The following is a 13298-nucleotide window of genomic DNA, read 5'->3' on the forward strand; positions in this document are numbered from 1 at the left end:
GTCGTCATGCCGCCGGTTTCGCCCTTCATCCCGCCCCCTTCCTTTCGCCCCGCGATACGCATCCTGGCCCCGTCCGGCCGACGGCGGGCCGATTGGAACGGTGATTGCATGTACCCGGTCGGCCGGCGTTGCCAGCCGGCCGGGAAAGGACGAACGTGAGGATCCTCCGACACGCCCGCGGCGCCGCGATCGGCGCGGCGCTGGCCATCGCCGCCTGCGCGCCCTTCGCGTCGAGGCCGACGCCCCCGCCCCCCTTCCTCTCCTACGCCGTGCGCCTCGCCGACGGCCAACTCGGCGTCGTCGAGGTCGCCGGCTCGGTGAGCGGCGTCACCGTGCCCGCCGTCCGGCTGTCGACGGCCGAGCGGGAGGGCGGACGGGCCCCCGAACCGATCGGTTTCAGGGCGACGGGCCCGGGCGGCGGGACACTCGCCGTCGAGGCGGACGGGGAGGGCTGGACGGTCCGCTGCGGGCGGCGCGACTTCACCTTTTCCTACCGGCTCGTCCTCACGATCGAGGATCGCTACACCGCCGACGTGCGGACGATGCTCACCTCGCTCGACGAGGACCGCTGCCGCCTGCACGGCGGCGATCTGCTGCTCGTGCCCCTCATGGAGACGGCGCCCGGCGTGATCGTCGACGTCGATCTCTTTCCCGGGGCGCCGGTGAGCGCCCCGTGGGACGTCGTCGGGCGGCGCATCCTCGCACCCGGCGTGGGAGAGGCCGTCGGCATGGTCGTCGCCGCGGGTGCCTACCGGTTCTTCGAAAACGAATCGGCCGGGACGACGGTTGGCCTCGCGATCGCTGGCGACTGGAAATTCGAGGACGGAGAGTTCTTCGACCTCGTCGGGCACATCGTCCGCCGCGAGATCTCCTGGTTCGGCGATTCCCCCGTCGACCGCTATCTCTTCGTCTGCGACCGGAATCCCGCGCGCGGCGGGAAGTGCTTCGACCACTACGGCATGCACACGGGCAGTAGCATGATCCTGCTCCTCGATCCCGCGCTCGACCGGAGCCTCCTTTTCGACACGCCGATGTCCATCGTCGCGCACGAGTTCTTCCATAACTGGAACGGTGGCGCCATCCCCCCGGGCGAGATCTGGTTCGTGGAGGGAGCGACGGTCTACTTCTCCTTCCAGGCCCTTCTCGACACGCGAACGATCGTTCCCGCGCAGTACCGCCGAAAGCGAGACGCGATCGCCGCCCGCTTCGCGGAGAATCCCTACGCCGGCCGCGTGCCGGTGGCCGACGCCGGGATCGGCGACCTCGGCGACCGCGACATGGTCAATCTCCTCTACGATGGCGGGTTTCTCGCCGCGGAGGCCGTCGATGCCCGCCTCCGCGAGGCCACGGGGGGCCGGGTGGGGCTGATCGACGTGATGCGCCGGATGTACGAGACAGGCGCCCGGGCCGACGGCGAGGCCCTCGACCGGGCCGCCGTCGAGGTCTGCGGCGAGCAACTCGCGCCCCTCGTCGATGCCCTCGTCCGCGATCCGGCATCTGCCCGCCTGCTCGCCGGCCACGGAACCTCTTGAACATCCCCCGTTCCGGTTGTATTGTCCGTGTACCCGAAGGGAGCGGACGATGCGCATCGACTCGAAGACGATCCTGAGCCTCGGCCTCCTCGTGCTTCTCGCCCTGCCGGCGACGGGCAGGGGCGCGACGACGGAGGAGGAGAGCCCGGCGGCGGGACTGATCGCCGCCGGCAGGACGATCCCCATGCCGGCCGGCGTCCGGCGGCGGGCGCCCGTCACCGGCTTCCAGCGATTCTCGCCTCCCCGCCCCGTGCGGGCGCTCCACAGCCAGGAGGACACCCTCTGGATCGGCACGGGCGGAGGGCTTTTCGCCTGGGGTATCGAGGAGGATACCCTGACCGCCGTCACCGGCCCCGTTTCGCGGCGCATCGCGGCGATCGAGCGCGACGACGGGGGGCGGCTGTGGGTAGGCGGCGACGCGGGGGTGAGCATCCGCACCGAGTCGGGCTGGCTGCACTACGGTCCGCGCGATGCGCAGCTCTTCGAGCGTGTCACCGACATCCTCCGCGGCGAGGGGCGGATGTGGATCGCCTCGTGGGGCGGAGGCGTCGGTTTCGTCCGGGGCGACTCACTCACGCGGTTCTCGCGCGCCGATTCCCTGCTCGACGATCGCGTCACCTGCGTCGCCGAGGAGACGCCCGCGACGATCTGGTTCGGGACGGCCAGCGGGATGTGCCGCGCCGACTCTTTCAGTTGGGAGGGTTTCCGCTACGGCAGCCGCATCCCGATCGGCTCGGTCGAGGACGCCGTCTTCGACGAGGAGGGATCACTCTTCATCGCCGTCCGGCGGCGCGGCGTGGCGATGTACGATCTCGGCCGCGTCACCCGCCACGGGCGGGCCGACGGGCTGCCGGGCGACGAGATACACGCCTTCTCTCTCGACGACCGCGGCGTTCCCTGGGCGGCCGGAAAGGGAGGCGTCAGTTATTTCGACGGCTCCGGCTGGGTCCCCTTCGCCGTCGAGGGCCTCTCCCTCGCCGGACTCGACATCCGCGCCGTCCATCACGATCTCGCCGGGCGCATCTTTCTCGGGACGGCCGGCGGGAGCGTCATCGTCGTCTCGCGCGGCGGCGTCCGCGAGATCCCGCTCCCCGACCCCTTCCCCGCGAGCCTCGTGGCGCGGATCGCGCCGGCAGAGGACGGGGTGTGGCTGCTCGCCGACGGCACCGTGTTCCGGCTCGCCGACGGCCAACTCGACGAGATCGCCCGCCCCGATCCGCTGTACGTCCCGGCCGTCAACGACTTCGCCCGCCCGGCGGCGGGCGGCCTCTGGCTGGCGACGCGGTTTGGTGCGCTGCATCACGACGGCCGTTCGTGGGAGGTCTTCGACCGCCGCCACGGCCTGCCGACAGAGCACCTCACCGCGGTCGCCGCGGGCGCGCCGGGGGAACTCTGGTTCGGCACCTTCGACAGCGGCGTCCTCCGCCTCGGCCGGGCCGGCTGGACGCATTTCACCGAACAATCCGGGCTCCCCGGCGAATCGATCGCCGACATCGCGGTCGACGCGGACGGCACGGTCTGGGTCGGCATGGCCGACGGCCGCCTCGCCCGCCTGGCGGGGGAGAGGTGGGAGACGGTCGACCTGGGAGGCGACCTGCCGCATGCCTCGTCGACGGCGGACACGCTCGAACGCATCGATCCGGCGCTGCGGCTCATCGGCGGCACCGCCATGCCCGGCACCGGGAAGGCCTGCCGGTTCGGCGCGGGCGTCTCCGGCCGCCTGCTCGCCGTCAGCGGCGCGATCTGGCGGCTCGGTCCCGACGGGGCGCGCCGGATCCTGCCGCTCCCCGACGAGCGGATCAAACCGACCGCTTTGACGGAGACGGCGGCGGGAGAGATCTGGCTCGCGACCGACGGCGACGGGCTGTGGATCCTCGCCGACGGGCGATGGCGCCACGTCGGCGCGGCGGACGGCGTCGTAGACGACCGGCTTCTCTCGGTCGCCGGGGACGCCTGGGGCACGGTCTGGATCGGCACGGCAAACGGCGGCATCGTCCGGTTCCGCCCGCCGACCCGGGACGGTTCCGCCGAGGGTCGGAAATGAATGAACAATTGACAGCCATCGGCCGGAAGCGTATATTTGTCTCAAAAGGAGCGTTATAGAAGCAACGTTACTGTTCCTCCCGATCCGACCGAACGGACTCCGCGATATCGGAAATGACGGGAGGGAGTAGTAACGTATTTTTTTGTTTAAAAAAGTGTTGCAGCGGCCGCGAGATGTGCTGTTAACTATGACACCGGTGTCGTGGTAGGGGAGAGTCGGCGATGGAAACAGCGGCCATACGTCTTTTCTTCGGTATAATCGTTCTGATCGCATACAGTTACGCGGGGTACCCGCTCGTGCTGTTCGCGCTCGGGCTCCTTCGCGCCCGCAAGCGGGAAAGCGCGGAGGTGGATCTCCCCTCGATCGCGCTCGTCATCTCGGCATTCAACGAAGAGCGGATCATCCGGGAGAAGATCGAGAACAGCCTCAAGCTCGACTATCCCCGCGACCGCCTCCGCATCGTCGTGGCCAGCGATGGATCCGACGACGCGACGAACGAGATCGTGCGCGGCTTCGAGAAGGCCAACGTGGTGCTCAAGGCCTTTCCCCGCCGGGAGGGCAAGAGCGCCACGCTGAACCGCGCCGTCCTCGGTCTCGAGGAGGAGATCCTCGTCTTCTCCGACGCGAATGCCTTCTACCGCGAGGACGCGCTCCTCAAGCTCGTCCGCTCCTTCGCCGACGAGGAGACCGGCTGCGTGGTCGGCAAGCTCGTCTACATGGACAACAACTCCTACGTGGGCAAGGGCGAGAGCATCTACTGGCGGTACGAGTCGCTCCTCAACCGGCTCGAGAGCCGGCTCGACTCGGTCCTCGTCGCCACCGGCACGATCTTCGCCATCCGGCGCGAGCTCTTCCGGCCGGTCCTCAGGGACGTCGCCAACGATTTCCAGATCCCCGCCGACGTCGCCTCCCAGGGGTACGGCGTGGTCTACGAGGACGACGCCGTGGCGCTGGAGCACGCCACCTTCTTCTGCCGCGAGGAGTTCGGGCGGAAGCGCCGCATCATCGTCCGCGGACTCACCGGCTTCCACAATCTCAGGCACAACTTCGGCGGCTCCTTCCGCGTCTTCCAGTTCGTCTCCCGGAAGCTGCTCCGCTGGTGGGTCGGCCCGATGCTCCCCGTGCTCTACCTCTCGAATCTCGCCCTGGTCGGTCGCCCCTTCTTCGCCGCGGTCTTCGCGCTGCACAACCTCTTCTACGCGACGGCGATCGTCGGCTCGATCCTCCGGCGGGGGCGCGTGAAGTCGCGCATCCTCCTCGTGCCCTTCTATTTCGTCATGGTCAACGCGGCCGGCCTCGCGGCCATCGCGACCTACCTGTCCGGCGGGCGTCTCGCTTCCTGGGAAAAGGCGGAGACGACGCGCGCCGTGGCCGAACAGGAAGCGCCGGCGCCCCGTCTCACCGTGATCGAGGGCAAGAAGCCCGCCTACGCCGACGAGAGCACGGGCGTCGAGAATCTCGAACGGATCACCTGAACCCGGCCGACTCCATGACCAGGGTCCTCTTCTTCATCAGTTCGCTCGGGCACGGCGGCGCCGAGAATCATCTCCTCAACCTCTGCGACTACCTCGGGGACAACGGCGCTTCATCGGTCGTCTGCACCCTCTCGCGAGAGGAGGAGCCCCTCGAGGACGCCTTCCGCGAGCGCGCCGTGCCGCTGCGGCGCCTGCCGCTCGACACGCTTCCCGCCCTCCTCAGGCCCGGGCGTCTCGCGGCCCTCCGGCGCATCGTCGAGGGCGCCCGGTGCGATCTGGTGCACGCGCATCTCTTCCATGCCGAGATCGTCGCCGCGGCGGCCACCTTCTTCACCGCCGCGCCTCTCGTCGCGACGCGGCACTCGGCGGGGCTCGAGTTCTGCGGCGTCCGGCGTTTCGCCGCGCGACTCGCCGCGCGCCGCATCTCCCGGCTGATCGCGGTGAGCAGGGGCGCGGCCGCCGAGGCCGCCGCGACGGGGCTGAGCCCCGACCGGATCGAGACGATCCCCAACGGTGTCGACACGACGCGTTTCCGGCCCCTCGACACGGAGGAGCGCGAGGCTCGTCGGCGGTTCTTTTTCGAGGAGTTCTTCCCCGGCGATCCGCCGGCTCGCCCCCTGTTCGTCGGCGCGGCCGGGGGGCTCAAGCCGGTCAAGGACTTCGGTCTTCTGCTCCGCGCGGCGGCCGCGGCCGAGCGGCGGATCGACGCGGATCTGCGTGTCGCGGTGGCGGGAGAGGGAGACGAGCGCGACGCGCTGGAGGCCCTCGCGCGGTCTCTCGGCACGCCGGCGCGGACCGCCCTCGCCGGACACCTGTCCCGCCCGGAGGAGTTCTATCCCCTCCTCGACCTCTTCGTGCTCTCCTCGAAATCGGAGGCGGTGCCGATGGTCCTCGTCGAGGCGATGTCCTCCGGCGCCGCCTGCATCGCCACGGACGTCGGCGACGCGGAAGAGATCCTCGGCGACACGGGGCTGATCGTGCCTCCCGGAGACGAGGAAGCGCTCGCCGGGGCGATCGTGAAACTCGCCGCCGACGACGGTCTCCGGCGCGACCTGGGACGCCGGGCCCGCGTCCGCGCCATGGAGCGCTTCGACCGCGAGATATGGGGCGCCCGCACGATCGGCGTCTACCGCCGGCTGCTCGACGAAAAAAAATGAAACTTTGCCTCGCCGGCGGGATATAAGCAGTGTCGGAAGGACAACTGCAATCGCACCAACCCGTTCCACTGGGAGGTGGAGGCCGCCCCTAATCGGCCGCGAGCCATGAAACGATTGATTCTGATCCTCTGTGTCGCCGTCGCGACGATCGCCGCGCCGATCGCCGCCCACGCGGACGTGATCGTCAACGGCACGGTGCTCGCGACGCTCGGGGACGAGGCGGTGCCCGCACAAGACAGCCGCGAGATCCGCGTGGAGGTCCATGCGGACGCAGACGCCGCGGGCGGGGGCGACGGGACCGACGTGAAGAAGCACATCGTCGTGATCGATCGCAAGGGCGCGTTCCTCGGCATCTACTTCGACGAGATCGACCGGAAGATCCGCCGCGAGCGCGATTACCCGAAACGCGACGGCGTGCTGGTGACCGGGATCATCGAGAACAGTCCCGCCGAGAAGGCGGGGATCGAGAAGGGCGACATCGTTTACAGCTTCAACGGCGAGGAGGTCGAGGACGGCGGCCACCTCGTCAATCTGATCGCCGAGCGCGAACCGGGGGACGAAGTGCCGATCGTCTTCTACCGCGACGGCAAGAAGCACGAGATCGATCTCGAGCTGGGGAGACGGACGCAGACCGCCCGCACGTGGGACGAGGCCGACGTCGATCTGAAGATCGCCGAGCTGGCCCCGCACTTCGAGCGGATCGGCGGACGCTGCCGGGTGATGGTCGGCGGAGCGGGGCCCGGCATCGGCGTCAAGCTCCACGGACTCGGGAAGGATCTGGCCGGCTATTTCGACGTCGACGGGGGCGCGCTCGTCCTCGACGTCGTCGAGGATTCCCCCGCGGAGAAGGCGGGGATCAAGGCCGGCGACGTGATCGTGATGATCGGGGACGACGAGATCGGGAATCCCGAGGACGTGATCGGGATCCTGTCCGACTTCGAGGCCGGCGACGATGTCGGTCTCACCATCGTGAGGAAGGGCAGGAAGGAGAAGGTCACCGTCGAAATCGGCGAAAACGACGGGGACGTCTCCTGGGAATTCTTCGGTCACGGCGAGGACGGGAAGCGGGAACGCTTCATCTGGCGCGCTCCCCGCATCGAGAAGATCGAGATCCCCCACCTGGGCATCGAGCGCAAGGCGCTCGAGCAGGAACTCGAGGAGCTGAAGATGGAGATGGAGCGGCTCCAGAAGCGCCTCGAAAAGCTCGAGAAGTAGGATCGGCGACGGATCGACGCACGGGGGGCCGGCTACGCCGGCCCCCTTTTTGTACGCCCGGCGCAACGCCCCTATTTTCTTTGACAGTAGTCGAAAAGTTGTCTATGTTAGTCTTTGTTCGATTTTTCCGGGTCTGTCCCGGTCCGCGGCCGAACCGGATAATCTTCTAGGAAAGAGGGGGCGGCATGAACGAGACCACGGGCGCGAGCCCCGCCGGGATCCACGACGAACGTCCGGACGGGACGGTGACGGGGGGATCCCTTCATTCGATCGTCGATATCTTCGTCGACCCGGGCAAGGTATTCCACCGCATCAGGGCCGGGGCGGGATGGTGGCAGCCCTACCTCTTCACGACGGTGATCGGCGTCGTGCTCGGATGGCTGTCGCTGCCGATCAACCGGCGGGTCATGGAGCTCAACGAGCGCGGGATTGCCCCCGAGCAGCTCGACGCGATGCTCGAGAACATCGATCGTTTCGGCTGGCTCGGCCTCATCGCCGTGCCGATCGTCTACCTGCTCATTCTCGCCGTGATGGGCGGGATCGTCCACCTCGTCATCAGCATGATCTCCTCCGAGGCGGGATTCAAGCGGACGATGAGTCTGCTCGCCTGGTGCGGCCTGATCAGCATCCTCGGCCAGATCATCCGCGTGGCGATCATCCTCTCGCGCGGCGTCGAGACGATCGAATTCGCGGCCGACGCGAGGATATCGCTGAGTCTCGCCGCCTTCCTGCCGGAGGCCGGGGGATTCGGGCGCGCGCTGCTCGAGAGCATGGGCATCTTCGAGATATGGTACTATATTCTCCTCGCCCTCGGCGTCTCCCTGATCTTCAGGACGAGCCGCGTGAAGGCGCTCGTGCCCGTCGTCGTCACCTGGATCGTCAGCGTTCTCGCGCTGTGGCTCCAGTCGGCTTTCGGCGGCGGCATGTAATCGCGGCGCCTCCGGCGCCGGGCGACGGTCAATTCGATCGAGGAACGCATCGGGAGGTCATGTTGAAGAAGTACGGAATGGAAGACATCAGGAACACGGCGCTGGTCGGGCACCAGTCGACCGGCAAGACGACGCTCGGCGAGGCGATCCTCTTCAATGCCGGCGTGACGAACCGCATGGGGCGGATCGAGGACGGGAACACGATGCTCGATTCCACCTCGGACGAGATCGAGCGCAAGATATCGATCAACGCCGCCGTCGCGGCCGTCGAACACCGCAAGACCAAGATCAACATGATCGACACGCCGGGGTACGAGGATTTCATCGGCGACGTCGTGGCGAGCATGCGCGTCGTCGAGAGCGGCGTGATCGTGATGAGCGCCGACGCCGGCGTCGAGGTGGGGATCGAGAAGAACTGGGCCTACCTCGAGTCCCTCGGCCTTCCCCGGATCGTCGTCGTCAACAAGATGGACAAGGAGCACGCCGATTTCGACAAGTGTCTCGCCGAAGTCAGGCAGAAGCTCGGCACGAAGGTCATGCCGCTCCTGCTGCCGATCGGCAGCGGCGAGTCCTTCAAGGGCGTCGTCGACATCCTCAAGAAGAAGGCCTTCGTCTACTCCGGCGGCGCCTTCACCGAGGAGGAAGTGCCCGCCGATCTCGCGGGTCGCGTCGACGAGCTGCGGACCGACCTCATGGATTTCGCGGCCGAGAGCGACGATTCCCTGCTCGAGAAGTTCCTCGAGGGGGGTGAGCTCGACGACAGGGAGCTGATCGGCGGGCTCTCCGCCGGCTGCCTCGCCGGCACCCTCGTGCCGATGGCGGGCGTCTCGGCGATCGAGAACATCGGCGTCTCGCAGCTGATGGATTTCGTCGTCGATCTGATGCCCTCGCCGGCGCAGCGCCCGAAGATCGCCGTCACCACCGACGGCGGCGGAAAAGAGACCATCGACGCGACGCCCGACGGTTCGGCCGTGGCGTTCGTCTTCAAGACCCTCTCGGAGAAGCATCTCGGGGATCTCACCTTCCTGCGGGTCTTCGCCGGCGAGGTGAAGACGGGCGACGACCTCTACGACGCCAACATCGAGAACGCAGAGCGGATCGGCCAGCTGTACGTCATCCAGGGCAAGAGCCGCGTCGACATCGATTCGATTCCCGCCGGCGACATCGGCGCCGCGGTGAAGCTCAAGTCCTCGAAGGTCAACCACACGCTCTGCGTGAAGGCGCATCCGGTGATCGTGAAGAAGATCGATTTCCCCGAGCCGACGTTCTTCACGGCGATCGAGGCGAAGGAGAAGGGCGACATGGAGAAGATCGGGTCGGGGCTGCACCGGCTCGCCGAGGACGATCCCTCCTTCACCGTGACGGTCGATCCCGAGATCAAGCAGACGATCCTCGCCGGCCAGGGAGAGCTCCAGATCGAGGTCATCCTCGCCCGGTTGAAACGCATGAACCAGGTCGACGCGGAGATGGCCGCCCCGCGGATCCCCTACCGGGAGACGATAACGGCGACCTCAGAGGCCCAGGGAAAGCACAAGAAGCAGACCGGCGGGCGCGGCCAGTACGGCGACGTCTGGCTGCGGCTCGAGCCCCTGCCCCGCGGCGGCGGTTTCGAGTTCGTCGACGCGATCGTCGGCGGCGTGATCCCCGGCAAGTTCATCCCCGCGGTGGAGAAGGGCGTGCGCGAGGCGATGGCCACCGGCGTCGTCGCCGGCTACGTCTTCCAGGACGTCAAGGTAACGGCCTTCGACGGGTCCTTCCACACGGTCGATTCCTCCGACCAGGCCTTCAAGACCGCCGGCTCCAAGGGTTTCAGGCTCGCCGTCAAGGAGGCGAAGCCGGTCATCCTCGAGCCGATCTACGAGGTGACCGTCACCGCCCCGCCCGAATACATGGGCGACGTGATGGGCGATCTCTCCATGCGGCGGGGCAAGATCCACGGCACGGAGCAGGAGGGCGGTCTCCAGAAGATCAAGGCGCACGTTCCCCTGGCGGAACTGCACCGCTATTCGACGATCCTGCGGTCGATGACGCAGGGGCGCGCGACGCACCATCGCGAATTCTCCCATTACGAGGTCCTGCCGCACGAGAACGCGCAGAAACTGATTGCCGAGGCCGAAGCGGCCCGGGAAGACAGCTGACGGGTCCCACAGGGAGGAAGCCGTGTCCGGACATTCCAAGTGGAGCACGATCAAGCGGAAGAAGGAGAAGGTCGACCAGCAGCGCGGAAAGATCTTCACCAAGCTCATCAAGGAGATCACCGTCATCGCCCGCGAGGGCGGCGGCGATCTCGAGGGGAATCCGCGGTTGCGCACCGCCGTGCAGAACGCGCGCGACGCGAACATGCCCGCGTCGAACATCGAGAAGGCGATCAAGCGGGGCACTGGCGAGCTTCCCGGCGTCACCTACGAAGAATGCACGTTCGAGGGCTATGCCCCCGGGGGCGTCGCCGTCCTCGTGGAGTCGCTCACCGACAACCGCAACCGGACGAGCGCCGAGGTGCGCCATCTCTTCTCCAAGCACGGCGGCCATCTCGGCGAGCCGAACTCCGTCTCGTACCTCTTCGAGAGCAAGGGAGTGCTCGTCATCGACGCGGGGAACGTCGACGAGGACACGATCATAGAGATCGCCCTCGAGAACGGCGCCGACGACGTGCGGAGCGATGACGGCGCCTTCGAGGTCGTCTGCGCCCCCGAGAGCTTCTCGGCGGTGCGCGAGGGCTTCGCCAGGGCGAAGATCGCCCCGCAACTCGCCGAGGTCTCCCTCTATCCGAAGACGACGATCGAACTCGACCGCGATCATGCGCTGCGCGTCCTGAAGCTCGTCGGCGCACTCGAGGACAACGACGACGTCCAGCGCGTGAGCGCGAACTTCGATATCCCCGGCGAGCTGCTCGCCGAGATCGAGGAGGAGATCTGACCACGGGACGACCGAGGGAAACGAACGGCGGCTCGCTCACGCTGGGCATCGACCCGGGAAGCCGTATCACCGGCTGGGGACTCGTCGAGAAGCGGGAAAGCGGGATCGCCTGGGTCGACTCCGGGGTCATCCGGGCGGGGACGGGCGGTTCGCGCGCCGAACGCCTGATGCGACTCAAGAAGGGCGTCGACGAGGTGATCGAGCGGCGGCGTCCCTCCTCGGTGGCCATCGAGCAGATCTTCATGGCGAAGAATCCCCGGAGCATCATGGTCCTCGGCGAGGCCCGGGGGGTCCTCATGCTCGCCGCCGCCGAGGCGTCGCTCCCCGTGCACGAGTATGCCCCGCGAGAGGTGAAGATGAGCGTCGTCGGCACGGGAAGCGCCCGCAAGGGACAGGTGGCCGCGATGATCTGCGCCTTGATCGGGATGAAACGCGAGGCGGCCACCGAGGACGAGACCGACGCCCTCGCCGTCGCCTTCTGCCATCTGCTCCGCGTGTCGAGCCCCGCGGGGAGGCTGGCATGATCGCGTCGATCCGGGGCGTGCTCGCCGCGCGCGGCGAGGGGACGGCGACCGTCGAGGTCGGCGGCCTCGGCATCGAGGTCAACGTGCCGGCGCGCACGCTCGAACAGCTGGGCCAGACGGGGGAAACGGTTTATTTCTTTACGCACCTGCACGTCCGGGAGGACGCGCTGACCGTCTTCGGGTTCGCCGACGACGGGGACCGGCGGATGTTCGAGGCCCTGATCGGCGTGAGCGGCGTCGGCCCGCGCGTGGCGCTCGCCGTCCTCTCGGGGATGGCCGCGCCCGAACTGGCGCGGCTGATCGCCGCCGGGCAGGCCGGCGAACTCACCGCCTTCCCCGGGATCGGGAAGAAGACGGCCGAGCGGATCGTGCTCGAGCTCCGCGATCGCATCGACCCGGCGGGGTTCGGCGAGGCCGGGAAGCCGGTTTCGGCGCGGACCCTCGTCGACGAGGCGGTCGCCGCGCTCGTGGGGCTCGGTCTCGCGAAGGGCGCCGCGGAGGCGGCGGTCGAGCAACTCGACCTCTCCGGATCGGCGGGGGATAGCCGGGTCGAGGACGTCGTGCGCATGGCCCTGAAGGGCGCGGTTTCGCAGGAAAGATGAGATGTCGGACAAACTGATAACCGATCCCGCCATGACGCCCGACGAGGCGCAGTCGGAGTCGCGGCTCCGGCCGCGGACGCTCTCCGAGTTCGTCGGCCAGGAGAAGACGAAGGCGAATCTCTCCGTCTTCATCGAGGCGGCGCGGCGGCGGAAGGAACCGCTCGACCACGTCCTCCTCTACGGCCCCCCGGGGCTCGGGAAGACGACGCTCGCCAACATCATCGCCCGCGAACTGGGCGTCAACATCCGCACCTCCTCGGGGCCCGTCTTCCAGAACCCGGCCGAGCTTCTCGGGATACTCACGCAGATCGAGGGGCGCGACGTCGTCTTCATCGACGAGATACACCGTCTCAACCGCGTCGTCGAGGAGCATCTCTACCCCGCGATGGAGGAGTTCCGCTGCGAGCTGATCGTCGACAAGGGGCCGCACGCGCGGCACTATTCCCTCACGGTCGAGCCCTTCACGCTCGTCGGGGCGACCACGCGGGCGGGGATGATCACGCCCCCCCTGCGGAGCCGTTTCGGCGTATCGATCCGTCTCGACTTCTACACCCCGGGGGATCTCCTCACGATCGTGCGCCGGAGCGCCGGGCTCCTCGGCATCGAGATCGACGAGGAAGGAGCCGCGGAGATCGCCGCCCGCTCGCGGGGGACGCCGCGGATCGCGAACCGGCTGCTCCGCCGCGTCCGCGATTTCGCCGAGATCGAGGGCAGGGGCGTCATCGACCGCGCGATGGCCGACTTCGCGCTGGACCGGCTCGAGGTGGACGCGCGCGGCCTCAACGACATGGATCGGCGCATCCTGCGGACGATCGTCGAGAAGTTCGCGGGCGGGCCGGTCGGCATCAATTCGCTCGCCGTCGCCGTCTCGGAGGAGGGGGAGACGATCGAGGACGTCTACGAG

11 protein-coding genes are annotated in these 13298 nt (G+C 68.1%); all 11 read left to right on the forward strand.

The annotated features are described in order from the left end of the window. The first annotated feature begins 155 nt into the window (after positions 1-155). Positions 156-1532 (forward strand): hypothetical protein, encoded by a 1377-nt coding sequence (locus JW876_07140; protein ID MBN1885277.1) that lies wholly within the window; start codon positions 156-158, stop codon positions 1530-1532. A gap of 49 nt (positions 1533-1581) precedes the next feature. After that, positions 1582-3576 (forward strand): hypothetical protein, encoded by a 1995-nt coding sequence (locus JW876_07145; protein ID MBN1885278.1) that lies wholly within the window; start codon positions 1582-1584, stop codon positions 3574-3576. Positions 3577-3797: 221 nt separating this feature from the next. After that, on the forward strand, positions 3798-5051 hold the full coding sequence (locus tag JW876_07150) for a glycosyltransferase family 2 protein (protein ID MBN1885279.1): 1254 nt from the start codon (positions 3798-3800) through the stop codon (positions 5049-5051). A 14-nt stretch (positions 5052-5065) separates the two neighbouring features. Continuing rightward, on the forward strand, positions 5066-6208 hold the full coding sequence (locus JW876_07155) for a glycosyltransferase (protein MBN1885280.1): 1143 nt from the start codon (positions 5066-5068) through the stop codon (positions 6206-6208). A 105-nt stretch (positions 6209-6313) separates the two neighbouring features. Further along, positions 6314-7423: a PDZ domain-containing protein gene (locus JW876_07160; GenBank protein ID MBN1885281.1), complete on the forward strand. Its 1110-nt coding sequence runs from the start codon at positions 6314-6316 to the stop codon at positions 7421-7423. Positions 7424-7608: 185 nt separating this feature from the next. Further along, positions 7609-8352: a YIP1 family protein gene (locus tag JW876_07165; GenBank protein MBN1885282.1), complete on the forward strand. Its 744-nt coding sequence runs from the start codon at positions 7609-7611 to the stop codon at positions 8350-8352. Positions 8353-8414: 62 nt separating this feature from the next. After that, positions 8415-10490, forward strand: a complete 2076-nt coding sequence (gene fusA, locus JW876_07170; GenBank protein ID MBN1885283.1) for an elongation factor G — start codon at positions 8415-8417, stop codon at positions 10488-10490. A gap of 22 nt (positions 10491-10512) precedes the next feature. Beyond that, complete coding sequence (locus JW876_07175; GenBank protein ID MBN1885284.1) at positions 10513-11268, forward strand: YebC/PmpR family DNA-binding transcriptional regulator; 756 nt, start codon at positions 10513-10515, stop codon at positions 11266-11268. After that, positions 11265-11792 (forward strand): crossover junction endodeoxyribonuclease RuvC, encoded by a 528-nt coding sequence (gene ruvC, locus JW876_07180; GenBank protein ID MBN1885285.1) that lies wholly within the window; start codon positions 11265-11267, stop codon positions 11790-11792. Before JW876_07175 ends, ruvC begins: the two co-directional genes overlap by 4 nt. Further along, on the forward strand, positions 11789-12394 hold the full coding sequence (ruvA, locus tag JW876_07185) for a Holliday junction branch migration protein RuvA (protein ID MBN1885286.1): 606 nt from the start codon (positions 11789-11791) through the stop codon (positions 12392-12394). The genes ruvC and ruvA overlap by 4 nt, the downstream gene beginning before the upstream one ends. A gap of 1 nt (position 12395) precedes the next feature. After that, a partial coding sequence (ruvB, locus tag JW876_07190) for a Holliday junction branch migration DNA helicase RuvB (protein MBN1885287.1) occupies positions 12396-13298 on the forward strand: 903 nt, incomplete at its 3' end.

The organism is Candidatus Krumholzibacteriota bacterium (assembly GCA_016931295.1).
In the GTDB taxonomy this organism is placed as follows: Bacteria; Krumholzibacteriota; Krumholzibacteriia; order Krumholzibacteriales; family Krumholzibacteriaceae; genus JAFGEZ01.

Excerpts from the sequence above, each read along its gene's own strand:
- JW876_07145 (MBN1885278.1), top strand. The coding sequence starts at position 1,582 with ATGCGCATCGACTCGAAGACGATCCTGAGCCTCGGCCTCCTCGTGCTT.
- JW876_07150 (MBN1885279.1), top strand. The coding sequence starts at position 3,798 with ATGGAAACAGCGGCCATACGTCTTTTCTTCGGTATAATCGTTCTGATC.
- JW876_07155 (MBN1885280.1), top strand. The coding sequence starts at position 5,066 with ATGACCAGGGTCCTCTTCTTCATCAGTTCGCTCGGGCACGGCGGCGCC.
- JW876_07160 (MBN1885281.1), top strand. The coding sequence starts at position 6,314 with ATGAAACGATTGATTCTGATCCTCTGTGTCGCCGTCGCGACGATCGCC.
- JW876_07165 (MBN1885282.1), top strand. The coding sequence starts at position 7,609 with ATGAACGAGACCACGGGCGCGAGCCCCGCCGGGATCCACGACGAACGT.
- ruvA (MBN1885286.1), top strand. The coding sequence starts at position 11,789 with ATGATCGCGTCGATCCGGGGCGTGCTCGCCGCGCGCGGCGAGGGGACG.